This window comes from Pseudomonas sp. SK, assembly GCF_012975065.1.
In the GTDB taxonomy this organism is placed as follows: domain Bacteria; phylum Pseudomonadota; class Gammaproteobacteria; order Pseudomonadales; family Pseudomonadaceae; genus Aquipseudomonas; species Aquipseudomonas anuradhapurensis.
Map to the genome: position 1 here is coordinate 2,038,378 of NZ_CP051857.1, position 25,163 is coordinate 2,063,540.

The window sequence follows — 25,163 nt, forward strand, 5'->3', positions numbered from 1 at the left end:
GACTTTAACTGTCCTTCAGCGTCTTAAGCCCTAGTACATCCGGTGGCTTGCCGGCATGCGGCCAAGAGTCGCTGTGGCTGAAATTTCGCCATTTTTAACCGCCACCACCTTGAGCAATCCCGCTCGCGGCGCCTACTATCTTGTGAGTGCCAGAGGATCCGAACGATTGCAATCGTCCAGTGGTCGAAGGGGCAACAGGTGGCGTAGAGCATTCTGTGCCGGATAAACCACCATCGGTTAAGGTATGGGTCTGCCGAGAAGACCTGCGAGGAGTAGTGATGAGCGAAGCGCTGACCATCCACCATGACCAGGCCGGTCATCAGTTCGAGACCAACGTGGACGGTCATCGTGCCTATCTGACGTACATGGATCTGGGCAAGCAGACGCTGGACATCTATCGCACCTTCGTGCCCAACGCCCTGCGCGGTCGTGGCATTGCAGCCGCGCTCACCGAACGGGCCCTGGAATATGCCGAGCAGATGGGCTACACGGTGATTCCGTCCTGCTCGTATGTGGAGCGCTACATGGAGCGCCAGCAGCGGCATTCCAGCAAGGTCTGAACCGGTAAAAAAGGCGGGGCCGCTTCACGCCCCATTGCCGGCAAGCCGGCTCCCACATTTCAAGCTGTGGGGGCCACCTTGCCGGCAATGGGGGGCGAAGCGGCCCCGCCTTTGTGTATCAGCCGCGCTTACGCTGCGGCAGCACATCCTTCAGCTTGGCGCGCATGCTGCGCAGGGTCTTCTCGGTCGCCGACCAGTCGATGCAGGCATCGGTGATCGATACACCATACTGCAGATCGTCCAGGTTCTTCGGAATCGACTGGCAACCCCAGTTCAGGTGGCTCTCGACCATCAGGCCGATGATCGACTGGTTGCCTTCGAGGATCTGGTTGGCAACGTTTTCCATCACCAGCGGTTGCAGGGCCGGGTCCTTGTTGGAGTTGGCGTGGCTGCAGTCGACCATGATGTTGGCCTTGATCTTGGCCTTGGCCAGGTCCTGCTCACACAGGGCCACGCTGACCGAGTCGTAGTTCGGCTTGCCGTTGCCGCCGCGCAGCACCACGTGACCGTACGGGTTGCCCTTGGTGGTGACGATCGACACGCCGCCTTCCTGGTTGATGCCAAGGAAGCGGTGCGGCTTGGACACCGACTGCAAGGCATTGATGGCAACGGTCAGGCCGCCATCGGTGCCGTTCTTGAAGCCGACCGCCGAAGACAGGCCCGAGGCCATCTCGCGGTGGGTCTGCGATTCGGTGGTGCGGGCACCGATCGCCGACCAGCTGATCAGGTCCTGCAGGTACTGCGGGGAAATCGGGTCGAGCGCTTCGGTGGCGGTCGGCAGGCCCATTTCGGCCAGGTCCAGCAGCAGCTTGCGGCCGATGTGCAGGCCATCCTGGATCTTGAACGAGTCATCCAGGTACGGGTCGTTGATCAGGCCTTTCCAGCCGACGGTGGTGCGCGGTTTTTCGAAGTACACGCGCATGACCAGGTACAGCGTGTCGGACACTTCCTCGGCCAGTACCTTGAGGCGTTCGGCGTACTCGTGGGCCGCCTTGATGTCGTGGATGGAGCAAGGGCCGACCACGACGAACAGGCGATGGTCCTTGCCGTCGAGAATATTGCGCACCACTTCACGGCCGGCAGTCACGGTCTGCAGGGCCTTGGCGCTGAGGGGGATTTCCTTCTTCAGCTGATCGGGGGTGATCAGCGTCTCGTTGGAGGCAACGTTCAAGTCATCGATCGGTAAATCAGCCATCGTGTTACTCGTCAGGTCACGGTGCCGGCCGCCAACTATCCCCGTGCGGCCCAGCAGCAAGAATAATCGCAGCGGGGAGCCGAACCTTAGCGCGTTACAGGTGGCGCGACAATGGGCTGGGCCCCGTCCGTGTGGGGTTTTTCCGAGATGGCGGGTGTTTGCCGCAAACAGGCTGCCCAGCGCTGCGCAACCTGTGTAAAAAGAAGCCTGACTTTTATCGGGAGATCGGCATGCATTCGTATACCCCACGTATCGGCATTATCGGCAGTGGCGCCATCGGTGGCTTCTATGGGTTGATGCTGGCCCGGGCCGGCTGCGATGTGCATTTTCTGTTGCGCAGCGAGTACGAGGTTGTGCGTGAGCACGGGTTGACCGTGGACAGTGACGTGCACGGCACCCTGCAGGCGAACGTGCAGGCCTATGCCAGTGCCGCCGACATGCCACCTTGCGACTGGTTGCTGGTAGCGGCCAAGGCCACCAGCAATGACCAGCTGGCGCCGCTGATCGTGCAGGCGGCAGCCCCCGGCGCCAAGGTGGTGCTGCTGCAGAACGGGCTCGGCGTGGAGGCGCAGCTGCGTCCGGCCTTGCGCGCTGACATGCACCTGCTGGGTGGCCTGTGTTTCATCTGCGTCAACCGCCAGGCGCCCGGGGTGATCCGTCACCAGGCGCTTGGCGCGGTCAACCTTGGCTATCACAGTGGCCCGGCCAGTGATGGCGGTGCCGCGCTGGTCGAGGAAGGCGCGGCGCTGTTCCGCGCTGCGGGCATCGATTCGCAGGCCATGCCCGACCTGGCCCAGGCGCGCTGGCAGAAGCTGGTCTGGAACGTGCCGTATAACGGCCTGTCGGTGTTGCTTGCTGCCAGCACCACGGCGCTGATGAGCGACAGCCACAGCCGTGCCCTGATCCAGGCGTTGATGGGCGAGGTGGTGCAGGGTGCTGCGGCGTGTGGCCATGTGTTGCCCGCAGGCTATGCCGAGCACCTGTTCCAGGTGACCGAGCGTATGCCCGATTACTGGCCCAGCATGTACCACGACCACGTGCACAAGCGCCGGCTGGAGTTGCAGGCCATCTATGCCGAGCCATTGGCCCAGGCCCGTGCCGCAGGCTGCCGCTTGCCGCGCATGGAAATGCTGCACCAGGCGCTGGCCTTCATCGACCGCAGCGGGCAGCCCGGCTAAGGCGCTGCGGGCCGGGCTGGCAGTGCGCCGGACGGCAAGGCATGCCTGCAGGGCGCTGCTAAGCTGAAGCTTGCTCTGCCGTAGCGGCAGTCGAGGAGGTCGAATGATCCGCGCCATGCTGTACGCCACTGACCTCGGTGTCTACGCCCCTTTTGTCATGCAGCACGCACTGGCGCTGGCGCGTACCTTCGGTGCCGAGTTGTATGTGATCCATGCGGTGGAACCGATGGGGCAGTTCGCCGAATCGCTGCTGCAAAGCTACCTCGATGAGCAGACGCTCGACCAGCTGCACAGCCAGGGGGTGAACACGGTAATGGCCAACATCGAGCAGCGTGTGCTGGAGAATTTTCGCGACGAACTGGGCGAAGAGGCCGACCTGGCGCTGATCAAGGCGGTGCGGGTACGCCAGGGCGACCCGGCGCAGGTGATCCTCGACCAGGCGCAGCGGCTGAGTGTCGACCTGCTGATTTTCGGTAGCCACAGTGCCGGTGCGGGCGTGGACGTGCCCTTGGGGCGTACGGCGGTGCGGCTGCTGCAACTGTCGCCGGTGCCGGTGTACATGGTGCCATTGGCGCAGCATTTGGGGCGTAGGAAAGCATGAAGGTGGCCGTAGGCCATTTCCCGGGGTATGTAACAAAATAGTTCTAGATTTATTTCCAGAACCACTAATATAGTTATATATCGACGCTGCCTGCTGCCGCGGACTCATTGCTGAACCGAGGGGAACCTATGAAGCTTCAACAATTGCGCTACATCTGGGAAGTGGCGCACCATGACCTCAACGTCTCCGCGACGGCACAGAGCCTGTATACCTCCCAGCCGGGTATCAGCAAGCAGATCCGCCTGCTCGAGGATGAGCTGGGTGTTGAAGTCTTTGCCCGCAGCGGCAAGCACCTGACCCGTGTCACCCCGGCCGGTGAGCGCATCATCAATACCGCCGGCGAGATCCTGCGCAAGGTCGAAAGCATCAAGCAGATAGCCCAGGAATTCTCCAACGAGAAGAAGGGCACGCTGTCCATCGCCACCACCCATACCCAGGCGCGTTATGCCTTGCCGCCGGTGATCAGCAGCTTCATCAAGCAGTACCCGGAAGTGTCCCTGCACATGCACCAGGGTTCGCCCATGCAGATTGCCGAGATGGCTGCCGACGGCACGGTTGACTTCGCCATCGCCACCGAGGCGCTGGAGCTGTTCGGCGACCTGATCATGATGCCGTGCTACAAGTGGAACCGTTGCGTGGTGGTGCCGCAAGGTCACCCGCTGGCGAAGCTGCCCAAGCTCACCCTGGAAGCGGTCGCCGAATACCCGATCGTCACCTATGTGTTCGGTTTCACCGGGCGTTCGAAGCTGGACGAAGCCTTCAACCACCGTGGCCTGACGCCGAAAGTGGTGTTCACTGCGGCGGACGCCGACGTGATCAAGACTTATGTGCGCCTGGGGCTGGGCGTGGGTATCGTCGCCGGCATGGCGGTGGACGCCAAGCTGGACAGTGACCTGGTGGCCCTCGATGCCAGCGAGCTGTTCGAAGCCAGCGTCACCAAGATCGGCTTCCGTCGTGGCACCTTCCTGCGTGGCTTCATGTGCGACTTCATCGAGAAGTTCGCCCCGCACCTGACGCGGGAAGTGATGGCCAAGGCTATCCAGTGCCATAACAAGCAGGAGCTGGAAGAGCTGTTCGAAGGTGTCGAACTGCCGGTGCACTGATTCGAGGCTGTCGGGGCCGCTTCGCGCCCCATCGCGACACGAGGCCGCTCCTACAGGGGCAAGCGATAACCTGTAGGGCGGCCTTGTGTGGTGATGGGGCGCGAAGCGGCCCCGGTTATTTCATGCCTTGGTAATCAGGTTGCCTGCGTGCAACCCGCATTCCTTCTGGGTCGACTCCTCCCACCACCAGCGCCCCTCGCGCTCATGCTGGTTTGGCAATACCGGCCGGGTGCAGGGTTCGCAGCCGATGCTGATGAAGCCGCGCTCATGCAGGCTGTTGTAAGGCAGTTCAAGCATGCGGATATAACCCCACACCTCTTCGCTGGTCATCTGCGCCAGCGGGTTGAACTTGTATAAGGTGCGCTCGGGGGTGGAGAAGGCGCTGTCGATTTCCAGTGCCGCTACCTGGCTGCGGGTGCCCGGGCTCTGGTCGCGCCGCTGGCCGGTGGCCCAGGCGCTCACGGTCGCCAGCTTGCGCCGCAGCGGCTCGATCTTGCGGATGCCACAGCACTCGCCATGGCCGTCCTTGTAGAAGCTGAACAGGCCCTTTTCCTTGACGAACGGGTCGAGCTTGGCGCGGTCGGGGCTGAGAATTTCGATCGGCAGGTTGTACTGCTCGCGCACCTGGTCGATGAACCGGTAGGTCTCCGGGTGCAGGCGGCCGGTGTCGAGGCTGAATACCTTGACCTGCTTGTTCAACTTCCAGGCCATGTCGACCAGCACCACGTCCTCGGCGCCGCTGAAGGAAATCCACAGGTCATCGCCGAAGTGCTCGAAGGCGAGCTTGAGGATGTCCTGCGGGGACTTGTTGGCGTAGGTCGCGGCCAGGGCGGCGACGTCGAAGGGTTGGCTCATCAGGCGGTTTCCATCTTGGCTGTGGCGCTGTGCGCTCGTAGTAGGCTGATGGTAACAAAAAATGGCGGAGTAGACGCCGGTCACAAGCCTTGCAGCGTCTCCATCAACACCCGCACCTTGGCAATCGATTCCTCATATTCTGCCTGCCACTCGGAATCGGCCACCACGGCGCCGCCGCCCCAGCAGCAGACCTGCCCACGCTTGACCAGCAGGCTGCGAATGGCGATCGAGCTGTCCATCTCGCCACGCACGTCCAGGTAAAGCAGTGACCCGCAGTACAGCGTGCGGCGCGTCGGCTCCAGCTCGTCGATGATCTGCATGGCGCGGATCTTCGGGGCGCCGGTGATCGAGCCACCGGGGAAGCTGTCGCCGATCAGGTCCAGGGCGTCCTTGTTGCTGGCCAGCCGACCGGTGATGCTGCTGACCAGATGATGCACGTTGGGGTAGCTCTCCAGGCTGAACAGTTCCGGCACTTTCACCGAGCCGATTTCGCAGGTGCGCCCCAGGTCGTTGCGCAGCAGGTCGACGATCATCAGGTTTTCCGAGCGGTCCTTGGCGCTGTGCCGCAGCTGCTCGGCATTGTGCGCATCTTCGACGGGGTTGCTGGCGCGCGGGCGAGTGCCCTTGATCGGTCGGGTTTCCACCTGGCGCTGGCTGACGCGGATGAAGCGCTCGGGCGAAAAACTCAGCAAGGCGCTGCCGTCGGCCAGCTGCTGGTAGCCGGAGAACGGCGTTGGGCAGGCTTTGCGCAAGGCCTGGTAGGCGTGCCACGGGTCGCCCTGGCAGGGCGCGCGGAAGCGCTGGGTGAGGTTGATCTGGTAGCAGTCGCCCGCCTGGATGTAGCGCTGCACCTGGTCGAAAGCCGCCTTGTACTGTGCGGGCTGAAGGTCGCCGGCCATCGGTGCCAGCAGCTCGAAGCGGCCGTTTGCACTGTTGTCGGTGCCTTCGAACAGGCTGATCAGGCGTTCGCGTTCCTGGCTGGCCAGGCTCGGATGAAAGACCAGCTGGCTGGTCGCGCACTGGTGGTCGCTGACCAGCGCCCAGGCATACAGGCCCAGTTGCGCATCTGGCAGGCCGAGGTCGTCAACGGCCAGGCTGGGCAGCTGTTCCAGGCGCCGACCAAAGTCATAGCTGAGGTAACCGATCAGGCCGCCAGCGAACGGCAGCTCGCTACCGTCGGGCAGTTGGGCGTGGCCCAGTTGCGCCAGGCCCGCGCGCAAGCGCTGGAGGAAGGCGCGGCCATCTTCGCCAGGTTGCGCCTGCAGCTGTTGCACCGGCCAGGCGCTGAGCAGGTCGAAGCGGCCGCGCTCGGCGCCGGGGCGGGCGCTGTCGAGCAGGATCGCACCGGGCGCCTGGCGCAGGCGGGCGAAATAGGCGGCAGGATCAGGCTGGTAGGGCAGGGGATGGAGCGTGCAGGTCGGCATCAGTGTGGACGGCGATGTAAAAGCGAGGAGGGCGATTGTAGTCCTGTGTAGGAAATGCGCCTAGCTTTGTGGCGACATTCAAACACCAGGTTTCGCCCTTGGGGCCGCTTTGCGGCCCTATCGCGACACAAGGCCGCTCCTACAAGGGAGTGCGCCAGCTGCATGGGGCGATATCTCCTGCAGGAGCGGCCTTGTGTCGCGATGGGCTGCGCAGCAGCCCCGACGATTTCAGCGCGGATGCACGTGGCCAAACAGCCCTTGCGATACCCGCACCCGCTGTTCGGCATCCTCGGTGATGCCATCCTTGGCCAGCGCCTCCAGGTGGGCCTCGATGGCGTGGGTGCGCTGGGTCAGCCCGCAGTCGTTGGCAATCTGGATGTTCAGGCCCGGGCGGGCGTTGAGTTCCAGGATCAGCGGCCCCTTGTCCTGGTCCAGGACCATGTCGACACCGATGTAGCCCAGGCCACACAGCTCGTAGCAGCCGGCGGCCAGCTTCATGAAGCCGTCCCAGTTCGGCAGCTGCACGCCGTCGACCGCGTTGGTGGTGTCCGGGTGCTTGCTGATGATGTTGTTCAGCCAGGTGCCGCGCAGGGTCACCCCAGTGGCCAGGTCGACGCCCACGCCGATGGCGCCCTGGTGCAGGTTGGCCTTGCCGCCGGACTGGCGGGTCGGCAGGCGCAGCATGGCCATTACCGGGTAGCCCATCAGCACGATGATGCGGATGTCCGGTACACCTTCGTAGCTGATGCTCTTGAAGATCTGGTCGGGGGTTACCCGGTATTCGATCAGCGCGCGGTCACGGTGGCCACCCAGTGAGTACAGGCCGGTGAGGATGCTGGAAATCTGGTGCTCGATTTCCTCATGGCTGATGATCTTGCCCGACACCGTGCGGTAGCGGTCCTCGAAGCGATCGGCGATCACCAGGATGCCGTCACCGCCGGCGCCCTGCGCCGGCTTGATGACGAAATCGCTGCGCCCGCCAATGATCTGGTCGAGCTTGTCGATTTCCTTTTCGGTTTCGATGATGCCGTACATCTCCGGCACATGGATGCCGGCCGCCAGGGCACGCTCCTTGGTGATGATCTTGTCGTCGACGATCGGGTACAGGTGGCGCTTGTTGTACTTCAACACGTAGTCCGCGTTGCGCCGGTTGATACCCATGATGCCCCGGGCCTCCAGGGCTTTCCATGTCTTGATCAGGCCAAACATCAGGCGTCAGCCTTCTTCAGGAATGCCTTGAAGCGCACGAGCTCGGTCAGGCGGTAGCCGCGGTAGCGGCCCATCGCCAGCATGAAGCCTACCAGGATCAGCAGCACCGCCGGGAAGGTGAACACGAAGTACACCAGCTCCGGCACCATCATCAGCAGGTGTGCCAGGGACGCGGCGAACAGGGTGCCGATAGCCACTTTCATGGCATGGCCGCCGCCACGCTCTTCCCAGGTGATGGACAGGCGTTCGATGGTCATGGTCAGGATCACCATCGGGAACAGCGCCACCGACAACCCGCGCTCCAGGCCCAGCTTGTGGCTGAACAGGCTGATGGCGGCAATCAGCACCACGACGAAGGTCAGCACCACCGACAGGCGTGGCAGCATCTGCAGCTTGAGGTGCTCCAGGTACGAGCGCAGCGACAGGCCCAGGGCGGTGATCACCGTGAACAGCACGATACCGAAGCCCAGCTGGGTTTCGCGGAAGGCCAGGGCAATCAGTACCGGGGTGAAGGTACCCAGGGTCTGCAGACCGACCAGGTTGCGCAGCACCAGGATCACCAGCACGCCGATCGGGATCATCACCATGATCATGAAGGTTTGCTGGGTTTGCAGCGGCAGGCCGTACAGCGAGTACTCGAGGAAGTCGGCGTCGGTATTTTCGTCGGTCAGCTTGGCCAGACGGATGGCGTTCATCTCGCTGTTGTTCATGCTGAAGGTGACGTTGGCCTTCTTGCCGCCATCGACGGTGATCAGGTTGTCGTCACCGGTCCACCACAGCAGGCGGTCGCTGGGCAGGCCCTGCTCGCCGGTGTCCGGGTTGAAGTACAGCCAGTCGGTACCGTTGAAGCTGCGCAGCCACAGTTCCGGGGTTTGCGGCGTGTCGGCCACCAGGCGGATGGTATGCACCTTCTCCATCGGGACGTGGGCGATCGACAGCAGCAGGTCGATCACCTGGGCCTTCTTCATGGCCGTGGTGTCGCCGGCCAGCAGCAGCTTGACGTTGTCGTCGTTGAGGTTGTTGACCCGCTTGATGGTCTCGCTGACGAAGGTCTCGACATCGGCCGAGTGCTGGCGGATCGGCGCCATCAGGGCCTCGGCGGCGATCTTCTCGGGGCCCTCCACGGCCAGGCTGTCACGGAAGGTCGGGCCTTTGACCGTGGCCTTTTCCTTGCTGTAGCGCTTGGTCAGCACCAGGCGGTAGTAGAGGGTCTGGTTGCCGCTGGCGCGGCGTGCCGACCAGGTGACCTTGCGGTTGCCGTCGGCACGGTTGACGCTCACCCCGTAGTTATTGGAGATGAAGCTCTCGTTGAGGCTGACGTAGTCGCGGTTCAGCGGTGGCACGAACATCTGCACCTTGACCGGGTCCTTGGTGCTGGCCACGAACTCGACCTTGGCGTCGATGTTCCACAGGTCGTCGGTTTCATCCTCGGTGACCGGGATGCCGAGTACGAAGATCTGATAAGCGGTGACCGCCACGCCCAACAGCACCAGCACGGTGATCAGGACTTTCAGATGGAGGGTAAGAGAGCGCATCGGGATTACTCTGCTTTGGGAGCGTCGGTGGCACAGGCAGGTTTGCCGGCCGCGTATTTAAGGCTTGGGTCGACCAGCGCGTCGAAGTGCTTGAGCGCCTCGGAGCCGATCAGCAGCGGGAACTGGAAGGCGCTGCGGTCGGTGAGGTTGACTTCGATGGTGCGCACGGCCTGGCCCATGCAGATTTCAAGTTCGATGACCGGGCGGGCCGTGTAGGCCTTGCCCGATTCGGCATCATAGTCACCGGCCCGGCGCTTGATCTTGCTTACGCGCGCCAGCGGGCGTTCGATGGGATGCGAATGCGCGGCGTCGATGGCCAGGTAGAAGCGCACCCAGCTTTCGCCGTTGCGCTTGAAGCGCTTGATGTCGCGGGCACTGAGCGAGGCGGTCTTGGCGCCGGTGTCGAGCTTGGCTGCCACTTCCAGGTCCAGGTCGCCCAGGCGTGCATATTCGTTGAGACCGTAGACGGTCTTGCCTGCGGCCTGGCCAAGGGCCGGCAGCAGGGTAAGGCAGAGCAGCAATAGAACGGGTGTAGGTCTCATATTCCTGGCGCGGTGCAGTGCAAGGTTCGGGGCTTTCTTCGGAGCTCTGTCGAGCGCGATCTTCAGAGCAATCTTCAAGCCGTGTTCAGAGCAAGGCGACTGGCAACGACTGCGCAAGCTTCCTCGTTCATCTGTCAACAACATGAAACGGACGACAGACGGGTTATCCATACTCCAACGGAGGCGCGGCATTCTATCACGCCGACGTCTTGACGCCAGCGGTGCGCGATCTGACAGCGGTGCGGCGGTGTTAGTTCGTTCTTAGACGATTGTCGACAATATTCATTTTGTCTTTGACTGTTGCACTGGGATTCGCTAGTTTCTGGCCAAGAGATTTGCAAGGTGTCGACAATATGCACGACTTCTCCACCCCCAGCCCGGTGCTGACAGACGAAACGGAAACCTTGTCCGAAAACGTCTTCCGGCGCATCCAGGCGGCCATCGTCAAGGGTGATATCGCCCCCGGCAGCAAGATTTCCGAGCCGGAACTGGCGCGCACCTATGGCATCAGCCGCGGGCCGCTGCGCGAGGCCATTCACCGCCTCGAAGGGCAGCGCCTGCTGGTGCGCGTGCCGCATGTGGGGGCGCGGGTGGTGTCGCTCAACCACGCCGAACTGATCGAACTGTATGAAATTCGCGAGTCGCTGGAAGGCATGGCCTGCCGCCTGGCCGCCGAACGCATGAGCCAGGCCGACATCGACGAGCTGCGCCGGGTCCTCGATACCCACGAGCGCGATGCCGCGTTCCAGGCTGGGCTGGGCTACTACCAGCAGGAAGGCGACTACGATTTCCACTACCGGATCATCCAGGGCAGTGGCAACCAGACGCTGGTCAAGATGCTGTGTGGCGAGCTGTACCAGCTGGTGCGCATGTACCGCATCCAGTTTTCGGCCACGCCGAACCGGCCACGCCAGGCCTTTGCCGAACACCACCGTATTCTCGACGCCATCGCCGACCGTGACGGCGAGCTGGCCGAACTCCTGATGCGCCGCCACATCGGCGCGTCCAAGCGCAATATCGAGCGTCACTATCTGGACGCCCAGAACAACAGCCCACGAGGTGAGAAATGACTGTGAAGAGCACCCCCGGTCAGCGTTTCCGCGACGCCGTTGCCGCTGAACATCCGTTGCAGGTGGTAGGCACCATCAACGCCAACCATGCGCTGCTGGCCAAGCGCGCCGGCTTCAAGGCCATCTACCTCTCTGGTGGTGGCGTGGCCGCCGGCTCGCTGGGCCTGCCGGACCTGGGCATCAGCAACCTCGACGACGTGCTCACCGACGTGCGCCGCATCACCGATGTGTGCGACCTGCCGCTGCTGGTGGATGTCGACACCGGCTTCGGTGCCTCGGCCTTCAACGTCGCCCGTACCGTGCGTTCGATGAGCAAGTTCGGCGCGGCTGCCATTCATATCGAAGACCAGGTAGGCGCCAAGCGTTGCGGCCACCGCCCCAACAAGGAGATCGTCAGCCAGCAGGAAATGGTCGACCGCATCAAGGCCGCGGTCGATGCCCGTAGCGATGACAGCTTCGTGATCATGGCGCGTACCGATGCCCTGGCCGTCGAGGGCCTGAACGCTGCGCTGGACCGCGCCGCCGCCTGCGTCGAGGCCGGCGCCGACATGATCTTCCCGGAAGCCATTACCGAGCTGCAGATGTACAAGACCTTCGCCGACCGGGTGAAGGCACCGATCCTGGCCAACATCACCGAGTTCGGCGCCACGCCGCTGTACACCACCGAAGAGCTGGCCTCGGTCGACGTGTCGCTGGTGCTGTACCCGCTGTCGGCCTTCCGCGCCATGAACAAAGCCGCCGAGAATGTCTATACCGCGCTGCGCCGTGACGGCACGCAGAAGAACGTGATCGACACCATGCAGACCCGCATGGAGCTCTACGAGGCCATTGGCTACCACGCCTTCGAGCAGAGCCTGGATGCGTTGTTTGCCCAGAAGAAGGGCTGAAGGCTTCGGTTGGAGCGGCTGGCCTCTTCGCGGGCGCGCCCGCTCCCACAGGGACCCCACAGGCATGGAGTGCCACGCAGTCCCTGTAGGAGCGGGCGCGCCCGCGAAGAGGCCGGCACAGACAGCACTGATTAGCCAGTTAGATTTCCAAAACAAGTTCAAGAAAGGAGAAACACCATGGCCGAAGCAAAAGTACTCAGTGGCGCAGGCCTGCGCGGCCAGGTGGCCGGCCAGACCGCATTGTCCACCGTGGGCCAGGCCGGTGCCGGGCTGACCTACCGAGGTTACGACGTGCGTGACCTGGCCGCCGGTGCCGAATTCGAAGAAGTCGCCTACCTGCTGCTGTACGGCGAGCTGCCGAGCAAGGCCGAACTGGCCGACTACAAGCGCAAGCTCAAGGGCCTGCGTGACCTGCCGCAGGCGCTGAAGGAAGTGCTCGAGCGCATCCCGCGCGACGCCCACCCGATGGACGTGATGCGCACCGGTTGCTCGGTGCTCGGTACCCTGGAACCGGAGCTGACCTTCGAAGCCCAGCGCGAGAAGACCGACCGCCTGCTGGCGCTGTTCCCGGCGGTGATGTGCTACTGGTACCGCTTCACCCACCACGGCGTGCGCATCGACTGCACCAGCGACGAAGACACCCTCGGCGGGCATTTCCTGCACCTGCTGCACGGCAAGAAACCCAGCGACCTGCACGTCAAGGTGATGAACGTTTCGCTGATCCTTTACGCCGAGCACGAATTCAACGCTTCCACCTTCACCGCCCGCGTCTGTGCCTCGACCTTGTCCGACCTGTATTCCTGCATCACCGCTGCCATCGGCTCGCTGCGCGGCCCGCTGCACGGTGGCGCCAACGAGGCGGCGATGGAGCTGATCGAGCGTTTCCAGAGCCCGCAGGAAGCTACTGCCGAGCTGCTGCGCATGCTTGAGCGCAAGGACAAGATCATGGGCTTTGGCCATGCCATCTACAAAGAGTCCGACCCGCGCAACGAGGTGATCAAGGGCTGGTCGAAACAGCTGGCCGACGAAGTGGGCGACAAGGTCCTGTACCCGGTTTCCGAAGCCATCGACAAGACCATGTGGGAGCAGAAGCGCCTGTTCCCCAATGCCGACTTCTACCATGCCTCGGCGTATCACTTCATGGGTATTCCGACCAAGCTGTTCACCCCGATCTTCGTCTGCTCGCGCCTGACCGGCTGGGCAGCGCACGTCTTCGAGCAGCGCGCCAACAACCGCATCATCCGCCCGAGCGCCGAGTATGTCGGTGTCGAGCAGCGCCAGTTCGTGCCGATCGACCAGCGCTGATTAGATAGAGAGAGGCAACCCGTTCCCCTTGTGGGCGCGGGCTTGCCCGCGAATGCGTCCGTACTGGCAACCGCATTGCACCTGCTGACGCATTCGCGGGCACGCCCGCTCCCACGGGGGCGGTGAAACCTTCCGAATCCTGTGACCGAGCCTGATTCCATGATGAATACTGCATTCCGCAAGCACCTGCCAGGCACCGACCTGGACTATTTCGATGCCCGCGCGGCGGTCGAGGCGATCAAGCCCGGCGCCTACGATGGGCTGCCTTACACTTCTCGCGTGCTCGCCGAAAACCTGGTGCGCCGCTGCGACCCGGCCACCCTCGACGCCTCGCTGGGCCAGCTGATCGAGCGCAAGCGCGATCTCGACTTCCCATGGTTCCCGGCGCGGGTGGTGTGCCACGATATCCTCGGCCAGACCGCGCTGGTCGACCTCGCCGGCCTGCGTGACGCCATTGCCGACAAGGGCGGCGACCCGGCCCAGGTCAACCCGGTGGTGCCGGTGCAGCTGATCGTCGACCACTCGCTGGCCGTCGAATGCGGTGGCTTCGACCCGCAGGCGTTCGAAAAGAACCGGGCCATCGAAGACCGCCGTAACGAGGACCGCTTCCACTTCATCAACTGGACCAAGAAGGCCTTCAAGAACGTCGACGTGATCCAGCCGGGCAACGGCATCATGCACCAGATCAACCTGGAGAAGATGTCGCCGGTCATCCACAACGACCGTGGCGTGGCCTACCCGGATACCTGCGTCGGCACCGACAGCCATACCCCGCATGTCGACGCCCTGGGCGTGATCGCCATCGGCGTGGGTGGCCTGGAGGCGGAAAACGTGATGCTTGGCCGCGCCTCGTGGATGCGCCTGCCGGAAATCATCGGCGTCGAGCTGACCGGCAAGTTGGCGCCGAACATCACCGCCACCGACCTGGTGCTGGCCCTCACCGAATTCCTGCGCAAGCAGAAGGTCGTCGGGGCCTACCTGGAGTTCCACGGCGAGGGCGCTCGCGCCTTGACCCTGGGCGACCGTGCCACCATTTCCAACATGGCCCCGGAGTACGGCGCCACTGCAGCGATGTTTGCCATCGACCAGCAAACCATCGACTACCTGCGCCTGACCGGCCGCGAAGAGCAGCAGGTCAAGCTGGTGGAAACCTATGCCAAGGCCACCGGCCTGTGGGCCGACAGCCTGGGCGGCGCGGTGTACGAGCGCACCCTGAGCTTCGACCTGGCCAGCGTGGTGCGTAACATGGCTGGCCCGTCCAACCCGCATGCCCGGGTCGCCACCAGCGACCTGGCGGCCAAGGGTATCGCCGGCAAGTGGGAAGAAGTGCCTGGGCAGATGCCTGACGGCGCAGTGATCATCGCGGCCATTACCAGTTGCACCAACACCAGCAACCCGCGCAACGTGATTGCCGCAGGCCTGCTGGCGCGCAACGCCAACAAGCTGGGCCTGGCCCGCAAGCCATGGGTCAAGTCGTCGCTGGCGCCGGGTTCCAAGGCTGTGCAGCTGTACCTGGAGGAGGCGGGGCTGGAAAAGGAACTGGAGCAGCTCGGCTTTGGTATCGTCGCCTTCGCCTGCACCACCTGCAACGGCATGTCCGGTGCGCTGGACCCGGCGATCCAGCAGGAAATCATCGACCGTGACCTGTACGCCACCGCCGTGCTGTCGGGCAACCGCAACTTCGACGGGCGTATCCACCCCTATGCCAAGCAGGCGTTCCTTGCCTCGCCACCGCTGGTGGTGGCCTACGCCATCGCCGGTACCATCCGCTTCGACATCGAGAAGGATGTGCTGGGCGTGGTCGATGGCAAGGAAATCCGTCTCAAGGATATCTGGCCCAGCGACGAGGAGATCGACGCCGTTGTCCGTGCAGCGGTCAAGCCGGAGCAGTTCCGCAAGGTGTACATCCCGATGTTCGCCATCGAGGAAGACCGTGGGCCGAAGGTAGCGCCGCTGTACGACTGGCGCCCGATGAGCACCTACATCCGCCGCCCGCCCTACTGGGAAGGGGCGCTGGCCGGCGAACGTACCCTGCGCGGCATGCGCCCGCTGGCGCTGCTGCCGGACAACATCACCACCGACCACCTGTCGCCGTCCAACGCCATCATGCTCGACAGTGCCGCCGGTGAGTACCTGGCCAGGATGGGCCTGCCGGAAGAGGACTTCAACTCCTACGCCACCCACCGTGGCGACCACCTCACCGCCCAGCGTGCCACCTTCGCCAACCCCAAGCTGTTCAACGAAATGGTGCGTAACGAAGACGGCAGCGTGAAGCAGGGTTCGCTGGCGCGGATCGAGCCGGAAGGCAAGGTGACCCGCATGTGGGAGGCGATCGAGACCTACATGCAGCGCAAGCAGCCGCTGATCATCGTTGCCGGCGCCGACTACGGCCAGGGCTCGTCGCGTGACTGGGCGGCCAAGGGTGTGCGTCTGGCCGGGGTAGAGGCGATCGTCGCCGAAGGCTTCGAGCGCATCCACCGCACCAACCTGGTGGGCATGGGCGTCCTGCCGCTGGAGTTCAAGCCGGGCACCGACCGCAAGACCCTGGGCCTGGATGGCAGCGAGACCTACGACGTGCTGGGTGCGCGTACGCCACGGGCGACCCTGACCCTGGTGGTCACCCGGGCCAACGGCGAGCGCCTGGAGGTGCCGGTGACCTGCCGCCTGGACACCGCCGAGGAAGTGTCGATCTACGAGGCCGGCGGGGTGCTGCAGCGCTTTGCCCAGGACTTCCTCGAAGCCACCGTGTAATTGCAGGGGGCCGCTTTGCGGCCCATCGCGACCAAAGGCCGCTCCTACAAGCGTCACGCGGTCCCTGTAGGAGCGGCCTTGGGTCGCGATGGGCTGCAAGGCAGCCCCAGAGGTCATATGCATCTCAAACAGGACAGTACATCCCATGGCACATGCACCCCAGATCAAAATCCCCGCCACCTACATCCGTGGCGGCACCAGCAAAGGCGTGTTCTTCCGCCTGCAAGACCTGCCCGAGCAGGCGCAGATCCCTGGCCCGGCGCGCGATGCCCTGCTGCTGCGGGTGATCGGCAGCCCGGACCCCTATGGCAAGCAGATCGACGGCATGGGCGGCGCTACCTCGAGCACCAGCAAGACCGTGATCCTGTCGCAGAGCATCAAGCCCGATCACGATGTCGACTATCTGTTCGGCCAGGTCAGCATCGACAAGGCCTTCGTCGACTGGAGCGGTAACTGTGGCAACCTCTCTGCTGCAGTCGGTTCGTTCGCCATCAGCAGCGGCCTGGTCGACCCTGCACGCATCCCACCCAATGGCATCGCTACCGTTCGCATCTGGCAGGCCAATATCGGCAAGACCATCATCGCCCACGTGCCGATCAGCGAAGGTCAGGTGCAGGAAACCGGCGACTTCGAGCTGGACGGGGTGACCTTCCCGGCCGCCGAGGTGCAGCTGGAGTTCCTCGACCCGGCGGCCGACGAAGACGGCGACGGTGGCGCGATGTTCCCCACCGGTAACCTGGTCGATGACCTGGTGGTACCGGGCGTGGGTACCTTCAAGGCGACCCTGATCAATGCCGGTATCCCGACCATCTTCGTCAATGCGGCAGACATCGGCTACACCGGCACCGAACTGCAGGATGCCATCAACGCTGACCCCCAGGCGCTGCTGCGTTTCGAGACGATCCGCGCCCATGGCGCCGTGCGCATGGGCCTGATCGACAACGTCGACCAGGCTGCCGGGCGTCAGCACACGCCGAAAGTGGCTTTCGTCGCGCCACCGAGCACCTACACTGCGTCCAGTGGCAAGGCTGTGCAGGCAGGTGATATCGATCTGCTGGTACGGGCCCTGTCCATGGGCAAGCTGCACCATGCCATGATGGGTACGGCCGCAGTGGCCATCGGCACTGCGGCGGCCATTCCGGGGACGCTGGTGAACCTCGCCGCAGGCGGGGGCGAGCGTAGCGCCGTGCGTTTCGGCCACCCCTCGGGCACCCTGCGGGTGGGGGCCGAGGCGCGCCAGGTGAATGGTGAGTGGACAGTGACCAAGGCAATCATGAGCCGCAGTGCTCGGGTGCTGATGGAGGGCTGGGTTCGCGTGCCTGGCGATAGCTTCTAACGCACCAACTGGCGCTCGGCTTCAAGCGGGGCCGCTGCGCGGCTCATCGCCGGCAAGCCGGCTGCCACAGGGATCGCACCGCTGTTGAGGCTGGTGCACTACCTGTGGCAGCTGGCTTGCCGGTGATGGGCTGCACAGCAGCTCCGGCACTTTTGAAGGGAGCTGCATATGAGCGCCAACGTAGACCTCAATGACCGCCCGGATTACGACCAGGTACTGCAAACCCTCGCCGACTACGCCCTCGGCTACCGGGTGGCATCCGCCGAAGCCCTGGATACCGCGCGCAACTGCCTGATGGATACCCTCGGCTGCGGCTTGCTGGCCCTGCGCTTCCCCGAATGCACCAAGCTGCTCGGCCCGCTGGTGGAGGGCACCGTGGTGCCCCATGGCGCCCGAGTTCCCGGCACCGCCTACCGCCTCGACCCGGTCAAGGCCGCCTGGGACATTGGCTGTAGCGTGCGCTGGCTGGACTATAACGACACCTGGCTGGCGGCCGAATGGGCCCATCCCTCGGACAATCTCGGTGGCATCCTGGCGGTTGCCGACCACCTGTCGCAAAAGCGCGTGGCTGCCGGTGAAGCACCGCTGCTGATGCGTGACGTGCTGGAGGCCATGGTCATGGCCCACGAGATCCAGGGGGTGCTGGCACTGGAAAACGCTTTCAATCGCGTTGGCCTCGACCACGTGATCCTGGTCAAGGTGGCCTCCACTGCAGTGTGTGCAAGGTTGATGGGAGCCAACCGTGAGCAGATGCTCAGTGCCTTGTCGCACGCCTTCGTCGACGGCCAGGCGCTGCGTACCTACCGCCATGCGCCCAACGCCGGTTCGCGCAAATCCTGGGCTGCCGGTGATGCGTCCAGCCGTGGCGTGCGCCTGGCCGATATCGCCCTGCGTGGCGAGATGGGCGTGCCGGGCGTGCTCACTGCGCCCCAGTGGGGTTTCTACGACGTACTGTTCAGCCACACCAACAAGGACCTGGCGCTCAAGCCTGCCGAACAGCAGGCGTTGCACCTGCCGCAGGCCCTGGGTAGCTATGTGATGGAAAACGTGCTGTTCAAGGTCAGTTTCCCCGCCGAGTTCCATGCCCAGACCGCTTGCGAGGCAGCAGTCACCTTGCATCCGCTGGTTCGTAATCGCCTGCATGAGGTCGATCGCATCGTCATCACCACCCAGGAATCGGCAATCCGTATCATCTCCAAGAGCGGCCCGCTGGCCAATGCCGCCGATCGTGACCATTGCCTGCAATACATGGTGGCGGTGCCTTTGATTTTCGGGCACCTGGTGGCCGAGCATTATGAAGACGCCTTCCACGCCAACCACCCGAGCATCGACCGCCTGCGCGAGAAAATGGAGGTGGTGGAAGACCCTCGTTTCAGCCGCGAATACCTGGAACCGGACAAGCGCTCGATTGCCAACGCGCTACAGGTGTTCTTCAAGGATGGCAGCAGTACCGAGCAGGTGGTGGTGGAGTACCCGATCGGTCACCGGCGCCGGCGGGCGGAGGGCATACCGTTGCTGGAGGCCAAATTCAGGGCCAACCTGGCGACGCGCTTCGCACGGCAGCGCTGTGAGGAGATTCTGGCGGTGTGCAAGAACCAGCAGGCGCTGGAAGAAATGACGGTGCACCGGTTCGTGGATTTGTTCGTGGCTTGAGCTGGCCGGTGCTGGCCTCTTCGCGGCTAACGCCGCTCCTGCACGAAGCCCTTGGCGTTCACGCCTTTGAAGGGCCTGTGGGGCGGGCTGCGCCGCGACGAGGTCGCCACGGGCGAAACAAAAAAGCCCCGGCATCGCTGCCGGGGCTCTGTTTACAACGTGTAACTCAGCTTACGCCTGAACCACCGGGATCTTGGCGTTGGCTGCCGCTTCGCGGAACTCGGCGATCTGGTCGAAGCTCAGGTAGCGGTAGACGTCGGCAGCCATGCTGTCGATGTCTTTCGCGTACTGCATGTACTCTTCGACGGTCGGCAGCTTGCCGATGATCGAAGCGACAGCAGCCAGTTCGGCCGATGCCAGGTACACGTTGGTAGCGTCGCCCAGGCGGTTCGGGAAGTTACGGGTCGAGGTGGACACCACGGTCGAACCAGTCTGTACGCGTGCCTGGTTACCCATGCACAGCGAGCAGCCTGGCATTTCCATGCGTGCACCGGCCTTGCCGTAGATGCCGTAGTAGCCTTCTTCGGTCAGCTGGTGAGCGTCCATCTTGGTTGGCGGAGCCAGCCACAGGCGGGTCGGGATACCGCCCTTGACCTTGTCCAGCAGCTTGCCGGCGGCGCGGAAGTGACCGATGTTGGTCATGCACGAACCGATGAACACTTCGTCGATCTTCTCGCCCTGTACCGAGGACAGCAGGCGGGCATCGTCCGGGTCGTTCGGCGCGCAGAGCACAGGCTCCTTGACGTCGGCCAGGTCGATTTCGATGATTTCAGCGTATTCGGCATCGGCGTCGGCCGACAGCAGCTCAGGCTTGGCCAGCCAGGCTTCCATGGCCTGGGCACGGCGCTCCAGGGTGCGGGCATCGCCGTAGCCTTCGCCGATCATCCAGCGCAGCAGGGTGATGTTGGACTGCAGGTACTCGGCAATGGCCTTTTCCGGCAGCTTGATGGTGCAACCGGCAGCGGAACGCTCGGCCGAGGCGTCGGACAGCTCGAAGGCTTGCTCGACGGTCAGCTCGTTCAGGCCTTCGATCTCGAGGATGCGGCCGGAGAAGATGTTCTTCTTGCCTTTCTTCTCGACGGTCAGCAGGCCCTTCTGGATGGCGTAGTAAGGGATGGCATGCACCAGGTCACGCAGGGTGATGCCTGGCTGCAGTTTGCCCTTGAAGCGCACCAGGACGGATTCCGGCATGTCCAGCGGCATGACGCCGGTGGCGGCGGCGAAGGCCACCAGGCCGGAACCGGCCGGGAACGAGATGCCGATCGGGAAGCGGGTGTGCGAGTCGCCACCGGTACCCACGGTGTCAGGCATCAGCATGCGGTTCAGCCAGCTGTGGATGATGCCGTCACCCGGGCGCAGCGACACGCCGCCACGGGTGCGGATGAAGTCTGGCAGGGTGTGGTGGGTGGTGACGTCGATCGGCTTCGGATAGGCCGCGGTGTGGCAGAACGACTGCATCACCAGGTCAGCGGAGAAGCCCAGGCACGCCAGGTCTTTCAGCTCGTCGCGGGTCATCGGGCCAGTGGTGTCCTGGGAACCGACGGTGGTCATCTTCGGCTCGCAGTAGGTACCAGGGCGCACGCCCTTGCCTTCCGGCAGGCCGCAGGCACGACCGACCATCTTCTGCGCCAGGGTGTAGCCTTTGCCCGAATCGGCAGGCTGCTCCGGCTTCTTGAACAGGTCGGAAGCGCCCAGGCCCAGTTCGGCGCGAGCCTTTTCGGTCAGGCCACGGCCGACGATCAGCGGGATACGGCCACCAGCGCGGACTTCATCCAGCAGCACTTCGGTCTTCAGCTGGAAGGTGGTGACCAGTTCGTCGCTGCCGTGACGGCGCACTTCGCCCTTGAACGGGTAAACGTCGATGACGTCGCCCATGGCCAGGTTGGTGCAGTCGAATTCGATCGGCAGGGCGCCGGCGTCTTCCATGGTGTTGTAGAAGATCGGGGCGATCTTGGTGCCGAAGCAGAAGCCACCGGCACGCTTGTTCGGTACGTACGGGATGTCGTCGCCGAAGAACCACAGCACCGAGTTGGTAGCCGATTTACGCGAGGAGCCGGTACCGACCACGTCACCGACGTAGGCAACCGGGAAGCCCTTGGCCTTGACCGCTTCGATCTGCGCCAGCGGGCCGACCGAGCCAGGCTGCTGCGGCTCGATGCCGTCACGGGCCATTTTCAGCATGGCCAGGGCGTGCAGCGGGATGTCAGGGCGCGACCAGGCGTCCGGGGCAGGCGACAGGTCGTCGGTGTTGGTTTCGCCAGGCACCTTGAACACGGTCAGGGTGTACTTGTCGGCGATCGCCGGACGCGAGGTGAACCACTCGCCGGCAGCCCAGGATTCCAGCACGGCCTTGGCGTGAACGTTGCCGGCCTTGGCCTTTTCGGCCACGTCGTGGAAGGCGTCGAACATCAGCAGGGTGTGCTTGAGCTGTTCGCCCGCGACGGCGCCCAGTTCGGCGTCATCCAGCAGCGCAACCAGCGTTTCGATGTTGTAGCCGCCCTGCATGGTGCCCAGCAGTTCGGTGGCGTGCTTGCGGTCGATCAGTGGCGACTTGGCTTCGCCCTTGGCGATGGCGGACAGGAAGGCAGCCTTGACATAGGCGGCTTCGTCGACCCCTGGTGGTACGCGGTGGGTGATCAGGTCTACGAGGAAGGCTTCTTCGCCGGCCGGCGGGTTTTTCAGCAGCTCGACCAGGCCTGCAGTTTGTTCGGCGTTCAGCGGCTGGGGCACGATACCCAGGGCGGCACGCTCTTCGATGTGTTTGCGGTAGGCTTCAAGCACAGTTATTTCCCTCATCAGTGGTCCCTAAAGGGGGTCCGGGACGCTCATCCAGCATTCAATGCACCCATGCGCTGCCACGGCTTTGTGGGCCGCCCAGCCAGAGTCGCAAGGAATCCTTACAGAAGCTGCTTTCAAAGTTTTACGCCTGCAGAACGGAAAGCTGATGAGGGCTGGCACGGGCATGCGAGGGATGCATGGCCCGGGCCAACGCCGTTCTACCGGATGAACTGTGCTCGTGACGCTTTGAAAACAGCTTCCAACGGACATTGTTGCCTTTGAAAAGGCCGGATGATTCTACGGCAAAAAAAGCCCGAAGGTAAGGCGGCGAAGACGACTTTAACGAGTGACCCTGGTTAGACAAAGGGCTAACATGGGCCTGTGTTCCACCGCCAAGCTGTTGTTTTTCATGTCCAACAAGTCCATCAAGACCCCTTGTGTCGGCCTTTGCTCAACGGTGTATGGCGACACGGTATGCCGTGGCTGCAAGCGGTTTCACCATGAAGTGATCCACTGGAACGGCTACGACGATGCGCAAAAGCGTGCGGTGTGGCTGCGCCTGGAGCAACTGCTGGTGCAGGTGATGATGGCCAAGCTGGAAGTATTCGACAAAGCCCTGCTGCGCCAGCAACTGGAGCAGCGCTCCATCCGCTTTGTCGAGCAGCAGTCCGAGTATTGCTGGGCGTACCAGCTGATTGCCCGCGGGGCCCGGATGATTCGCGACCTGGAGGCTTACGGCATGGTGCTGCTGCCGGAGTTCCGCGACTGGGAGCTGCCGCAGCTGCGTGATGCCATCGATCGCGAATTTTTCCTCTTGTCCGAAGCGCATTACCAGCGTTACATCGCGCCGGCCTTCCTGCACAAGGCCTTGGGTGAGTAGCTTCCCTCTGCCTTGCGAAGGCCCGGGTTCATAGCGTAGAGGCTCTTTGAACTGACGGGGAGCGTCAGCATGAGCGAATACCTATTTAACTCCCGGGAAACGTTCCTGGCCCGCTGCTGGTGGCAAGCTTCGGCGCAGCGCATCGAGCCGCAGGCATGGGCCGATCAGAAACACCGGCTATCCGCGATGTGGGTAGAAACCGGGAGCCGGGGCAATCGAGGCCACTGGGATCACTATCTGCAGAGCGAGGGAAACGGCGTGCTGGAAAAACGCCTTGACCCGATCGATTACCTTTCACCGAGCCAGCGCTACTTCGAACTGTTCTGGTTCGGTGCCTATACCAAGGGCAGTGCGGGGCCGGGCAAGCGCCTGTATTACGAGATCCGGCCTGCTGACCGGAAATGGAACATTGCCCGCTGGGCACTGGATTCGAACGCTTGGTCGGGCTATGTGGGGATCTGGGAAACCGATGAAGCGCAAGGCGCCCTGCGCAAGCCCGCTTCCGCCCGGTTATGGACGATCGATGGCCTGGCGCCGGAAATGCAGGAAGGTGAGCGCCGCTTCAACGTGCTGCTGTCGACGCCAAATGGTGGAAAGCTACGGCGTTACGCAAGTGAAGGCGCGCTGTTTTTCAATACCAACAAAGGTGACGCCGGGCGCGTCGCGATGGAAATCCTGAGCATTCCCCACCAGTACGGTGAGATCTGAGCGTGGCCGCCGGCCCCTGCGATGAGCGCGCAGGGCCGGCATTCACGACGCTTCAGTCGCCGGTATATTCACAGCCGCTGGTGCAGGTTTCATGAATGCGCACCTTGGACAGTTCAGGCATCAGCGGCTTTACCTGGTCCCAGATCCATTTGGCGATGACTTCGCTGGTAGGGTTCTCAAGCCCCGGGATGTCGTTCAGGTAGTTGTGATCCAGCTGATCGTAGATCGGCTTGAAGATCGCCTTCACCTCGGCAAAGTCGCGGATCCAGCCGGTGTGCGGGTCGAGCGGGCCGGTCAGGTGCAGGCCGACCTTGAACGAGTGGCCGTGCAGGCGGCCGCATTTGTGCCCGGCAGGTACGTTGGGCAGGCGGTGCGCCGATTCGAATGTGAATTCCTTGAAGATTTCCACGCTGTCATAACTCTGTGTGAATCGATAATGCGCGCAGTCTACCAGCATGGCCGCTACAAGGCTTGCAGCTGATCATGCAACCGCCCGGTGGCGAGCAACTCCAGCAACTCGTCGCCCAGCCGCTGACTTTCGGCAATGGCCTTGTACCAGTAGCGTTTACGGCTTGGCGCATCACCCATGAAGCGCTTGAAGTCGTTACGGTCGGGCAGCTTGCCGTAGGGCAGGGCGGCCAGGTATTGCGCCGAGGGCGTCATCAGCAGCACGTTCTGCAGGCGCGTGGCATCGCCCCTGCGCCAGGGCAGGGCCTTGTCGAACCAGCCAGGCACGACCTTGTCGGTGAAGTGCGGGTACAGCACCAGATCGTCGCCGCGGTAGGGCAGGTCGAGGTGGTAATCGAGCAGGCCGCCGTCGCGGTAGGTGCCGGCACCGGCGCCGGGGATGTCTTTCACACCCTCCATGACCATGGGGATGGAGCCCGAGGCGAGCAGGGCATGGCGCAGGTTGGCCAGGTCCAGCGGCAGGCAGCGCGAGGGGAAATCGGTGAGCGCGTCGAGCGGCGGCGTGGCGCGGCCATCGTGGAGGATGATGCGTTCGAAGTGACGGGCCAGGCGCGCACGGCCAAGCAGGTTGCTGGCGACCACCGAACCCAGGCCAAGGCCCAGGCGCGCGCGATGGTCGTGGGCAAGATGCCCATGGCTCTTGACCACCAGGATGTTCAGGCGATAGTGCGGGTTGGCCAGCAGCTCGCCGTCGCGGCCTTGCAACAGGTCATCGAGCATGCGTTGGCAGCTGCGGCTGATCTCGGAGGGCGTGACGCCCTTGGCAAAATCCTGCTCGGTATACAGTTCGCCCAGGCGGCGGATGCCTGCGACCGGGTCGTCAAGGCAGGCACTGGCGAAGCGCCAGGCACCGATCGAAGCGCCGATAAGGGCACGCTGCCGGGGCGCCGACGGCAGCCATTCACCGAACAGTGCCAGGTCCAGGCCCTGGATGCCCAGCGGCTTCGGTCCACCCGCCGCGCCCGGCAGCACACCGACATCGGCCGCCTGCAAGCCGCGCTCGCGGATCTGCCGCAGGGCACGCTGGCCGGCCTTGAAGGTGAGGGCGGGGTACTTGACGTGGATGGCGCTCATGACGGGTCTCTTGGGCGGTGACTGGGCATTATAGGGACGCTGCGAGGTATC

General features: G+C 63.6%; 21 protein-coding genes. 12 read left to right on the plus strand and 9 right to left on the minus strand.

All coding sequences use genetic code 11. The features are described 5' to 3' along the window. Window positions 1–278 precede the first annotated feature (278 nt). On the plus strand, window positions 279–560 hold the full coding sequence (locus tag HG549_RS09350) for a GNAT family N-acetyltransferase (RefSeq protein WP_025338432.1): 282 nt from the start codon (window positions 279–281) through the stop codon (window positions 558–560). Between the two features lie 118 nt (window positions 561–678). Here the strand turns inward: HG549_RS09350 and HG549_RS09355 are convergent, their stop codons facing one another. Continuing rightward, window positions 679–1,755: a 3-deoxy-7-phosphoheptulonate synthase gene (locus HG549_RS09355; RefSeq protein WP_170029222.1), complete on the minus strand. Its 1,077-nt coding sequence runs from the start codon at window positions 1,753–1,755 to the stop codon at window positions 679–681. Between the two features lie 230 nt (window positions 1,756–1,985). On the opposite strand from HG549_RS09355, the gene HG549_RS09360 reads away from it, so the two are divergent. The 3 genes from HG549_RS09360 (at window position 1,986) to cysB (ending at window position 4,637) form a co-directional block, all read left to right on the plus strand. Beyond that, a complete protein-coding gene (locus HG549_RS09360; RefSeq protein WP_170029223.1) occupies window positions 1,986–2,933 on the plus strand; it encodes a putative 2-dehydropantoate 2-reductase in 948 nt (315 codons plus the stop codon). A 103-nt stretch (window positions 2,934–3,036) separates the two neighbouring features. After that, window positions 3,037–3,534 (plus strand): universal stress protein, encoded by a 498-nt coding sequence (locus HG549_RS09365; RefSeq protein WP_170029224.1) that lies wholly within the window; start codon window positions 3,037–3,039, stop codon window positions 3,532–3,534. A gap of 128 nt (window positions 3,535–3,662) precedes the next feature. Next, entirely contained in the window at window positions 3,663–4,637 is a 975-nt protein-coding gene (cysB, locus tag HG549_RS09370; RefSeq protein ID WP_170029225.1) for an HTH-type transcriptional regulator CysB, read from the plus strand. A gap of 120 nt (window positions 4,638–4,757) precedes the next feature. Here cysB and HG549_RS09375 read toward each other — a convergent pair whose 3' ends face one another. The 5 genes from HG549_RS09375 to HG549_RS09395 form a co-directional block, all read right to left on the minus strand. Then, window positions 4,758–5,492 carry a phosphoadenylyl-sulfate reductase gene (locus tag HG549_RS09375; RefSeq protein ID WP_189665487.1) on the minus strand — a complete coding sequence of 245 codons (735 nt, stop codon included), beginning with the start codon at window positions 5,490–5,492 and terminating at the stop codon, window positions 4,758–4,760. Between the two features lie 80 nt (window positions 5,493–5,572). Continuing rightward, on the minus strand, window positions 5,573–6,916 hold the full coding sequence (gene pabB, locus HG549_RS09380; RefSeq protein WP_170029226.1) for an aminodeoxychorismate synthase component I: 1,344 nt from the start codon (window positions 6,914–6,916) through the stop codon (window positions 5,573–5,575). A gap of 228 nt (window positions 6,917–7,144) precedes the next feature. Further along, window positions 7,145–8,125, minus strand: coding sequence for an alpha-L-glutamate ligase-like protein (locus HG549_RS09385; protein ID WP_170029227.1), 981 nt, complete (start codon window positions 8,123–8,125; stop codon window positions 7,145–7,147). After that, window positions 8,125–9,660, minus strand: a complete 1,536-nt coding sequence (locus tag HG549_RS09390; protein ID WP_170029228.1) for an inactive transglutaminase family protein — start codon at window positions 9,658–9,660, stop codon at window positions 8,125–8,127. Before HG549_RS09390 ends, HG549_RS09385 begins: the two co-directional genes overlap by 1 nt. 5 nt (window positions 9,661–9,665) lie before the next feature. Beyond that, complete coding sequence (locus HG549_RS09395; protein WP_170029229.1) at window positions 9,666–10,202, minus strand: ATP-dependent zinc protease; 537 nt, start codon at window positions 10,200–10,202, stop codon at window positions 9,666–9,668. A gap of 353 nt (window positions 10,203–10,555) precedes the next feature. Here HG549_RS09395 and HG549_RS09400 point away from each other — a divergent pair, with 353 nt between their 5' ends. From HG549_RS09400 to prpD, 6 genes are all read left to right on the plus strand, one after another. Further along, complete coding sequence (locus tag HG549_RS09400) at window positions 10,556–11,272, plus strand: GntR family transcriptional regulator (RefSeq protein WP_170029230.1); 717 nt, start codon at window positions 10,556–10,558, stop codon at window positions 11,270–11,272. Next, on the plus strand, window positions 11,269–12,159 hold the full coding sequence (prpB, locus tag HG549_RS09405; RefSeq protein ID WP_170029231.1) for a methylisocitrate lyase: 891 nt from the start codon (window positions 11,269–11,271) through the stop codon (window positions 12,157–12,159). Before HG549_RS09400 ends, prpB begins: the two co-directional genes overlap by 4 nt. A gap of 177 nt (window positions 12,160–12,336) precedes the next feature. Continuing rightward, on the plus strand, window positions 12,337–13,464 hold the full coding sequence (gene prpC, locus HG549_RS09410; protein ID WP_085624671.1) for a 2-methylcitrate synthase: 1,128 nt from the start codon (window positions 12,337–12,339) through the stop codon (window positions 13,462–13,464). A gap of 162 nt (window positions 13,465–13,626) precedes the next feature. Then, window positions 13,627–16,215, plus strand: coding sequence for a Fe/S-dependent 2-methylisocitrate dehydratase AcnD (acnD, locus tag HG549_RS09415; RefSeq protein WP_170034112.1), 2,589 nt, complete (start codon window positions 13,627–13,629; stop codon window positions 16,213–16,215). Between the two features lie 145 nt (window positions 16,216–16,360). Next, complete coding sequence (prpF, locus tag HG549_RS09420) at window positions 16,361–17,551, plus strand: 2-methylaconitate cis-trans isomerase PrpF (RefSeq protein WP_170029232.1); 1,191 nt, start codon at window positions 16,361–16,363, stop codon at window positions 17,549–17,551. Between the two features lie 168 nt (window positions 17,552–17,719). Beyond that, on the plus strand, window positions 17,720–19,204 hold the full coding sequence (prpD, locus tag HG549_RS09425) for a 2-methylcitrate dehydratase (RefSeq protein WP_170029233.1): 1,485 nt from the start codon (window positions 17,720–17,722) through the stop codon (window positions 19,202–19,204). 171 nt (window positions 19,205–19,375) lie between these two features. On the opposite strand, the gene acnB is transcribed toward prpD, so the two are convergent. Beyond that, window positions 19,376–21,985, minus strand: coding sequence for a bifunctional aconitate hydratase 2/2-methylisocitrate dehydratase (gene acnB / locus HG549_RS09430; RefSeq protein WP_170034114.1), 2,610 nt, complete (start codon window positions 21,983–21,985; stop codon window positions 19,376–19,378). 406 nt (window positions 21,986–22,391) lie between these two features. Here acnB and HG549_RS09435 point away from each other — a divergent pair, with 406 nt between their 5' ends. Both HG549_RS09435 and HG549_RS09440 read left to right on the plus strand, forming a co-directional pair. Continuing rightward, window positions 22,392–22,862, plus strand: coding sequence for a DUF1289 domain-containing protein (locus HG549_RS09435; RefSeq protein ID WP_170029234.1), 471 nt, complete (start codon window positions 22,392–22,394; stop codon window positions 22,860–22,862). A 69-nt stretch (window positions 22,863–22,931) separates the two neighbouring features. After that, window positions 22,932–23,570, plus strand: coding sequence for a hypothetical protein (locus tag HG549_RS09440; protein ID WP_170029235.1), 639 nt, complete (start codon window positions 22,932–22,934; stop codon window positions 23,568–23,570). A gap of 52 nt (window positions 23,571–23,622) precedes the next feature. Here HG549_RS09440 and queD read toward each other — a convergent pair whose 3' ends face one another. Next, on the minus strand, window positions 23,623–23,979 hold the full coding sequence (queD, locus tag HG549_RS09445) for a 6-carboxytetrahydropterin synthase QueD (RefSeq protein ID WP_170029236.1): 357 nt from the start codon (window positions 23,977–23,979) through the stop codon (window positions 23,623–23,625). Window positions 23,980–24,032: 53 nt separating this feature from the next. Further along, on the minus strand, window positions 24,033–25,112 hold the full coding sequence (locus tag HG549_RS09450) for a patatin-like phospholipase family protein (RefSeq protein WP_170029237.1): 1,080 nt from the start codon (window positions 25,110–25,112) through the stop codon (window positions 24,033–24,035). Between the last annotated feature and the right edge of the window lie 51 nt (window positions 25,113–25,163).

Bases quoted from the DNA above. Each gene is read 5' to 3' on its own strand.
- HG549_RS09350 (WP_025338432.1), top strand. From the start codon at position 279: ATGAGCGAAGCGCTGACCATCCACCATGACCAGGCCGGTCATCAGTTC.
- HG549_RS09355 (WP_170029222.1), bottom strand. From the start codon at position 1,755: ATGGCTGATTTACCGATCGATGACTTGAACGTTGCCTCCAACGAGACG.
- HG549_RS09360 (WP_170029223.1), top strand. From the start codon at position 1,986: ATGCATTCGTATACCCCACGTATCGGCATTATCGGCAGTGGCGCCATC.
- HG549_RS09365 (WP_170029224.1), top strand. From the start codon at position 3,037: ATGATCCGCGCCATGCTGTACGCCACTGACCTCGGTGTCTACGCCCCT.
- cysB (WP_170029225.1), top strand. From the start codon at position 3,663: ATGAAGCTTCAACAATTGCGCTACATCTGGGAAGTGGCGCACCATGAC.
- HG549_RS09375 (WP_189665487.1), bottom strand. From the start codon at position 5,492: ATGAGCCAACCCTTCGACGTCGCCGCCCTGGCCGCGACCTACGCCAAC.
- pabB (WP_170029226.1), bottom strand. From the start codon at position 6,916: ATGCCGACCTGCACGCTCCATCCCCTGCCCTACCAGCCTGATCCTGCC.
- HG549_RS09385 (WP_170029227.1), bottom strand. From the start codon at position 8,125: ATGTTTGGCCTGATCAAGACATGGAAAGCCCTGGAGGCCCGGGGCATC.
- HG549_RS09390 (WP_170029228.1), bottom strand. From the start codon at position 9,660: ATGCGCTCTCTTACCCTCCATCTGAAAGTCCTGATCACCGTGCTGGTG.
- HG549_RS09395 (WP_170029229.1), bottom strand. From the start codon at position 10,202: ATGAGACCTACACCCGTTCTATTGCTGCTCTGCCTTACCCTGCTGCCG.
- HG549_RS09400 (WP_170029230.1), top strand. From the start codon at position 10,556: ATGCACGACTTCTCCACCCCCAGCCCGGTGCTGACAGACGAAACGGAA.
- prpB (WP_170029231.1), top strand. From the start codon at position 11,269: ATGACTGTGAAGAGCACCCCCGGTCAGCGTTTCCGCGACGCCGTTGCC.
- prpC (WP_085624671.1), top strand. From the start codon at position 12,337: ATGGCCGAAGCAAAAGTACTCAGTGGCGCAGGCCTGCGCGGCCAGGTG.
- acnD (WP_170034112.1), top strand. From the start codon at position 13,627: ATGAATACTGCATTCCGCAAGCACCTGCCAGGCACCGACCTGGACTAT.
- prpF (WP_170029232.1), top strand. From the start codon at position 16,361: ATGGCACATGCACCCCAGATCAAAATCCCCGCCACCTACATCCGTGGC.
- prpD (WP_170029233.1), top strand. From the start codon at position 17,720: ATGAGCGCCAACGTAGACCTCAATGACCGCCCGGATTACGACCAGGTA.
- HG549_RS09435 (WP_170029234.1), top strand. From the start codon at position 22,392: ATGTCCAACAAGTCCATCAAGACCCCTTGTGTCGGCCTTTGCTCAACG.
- HG549_RS09440 (WP_170029235.1), top strand. From the start codon at position 22,932: ATGAGCGAATACCTATTTAACTCCCGGGAAACGTTCCTGGCCCGCTGC.
- HG549_RS09450 (WP_170029237.1), bottom strand. From the start codon at position 25,112: ATGAGCGCCATCCACGTCAAGTACCCCGCCCTCACCTTCAAGGCCGGC.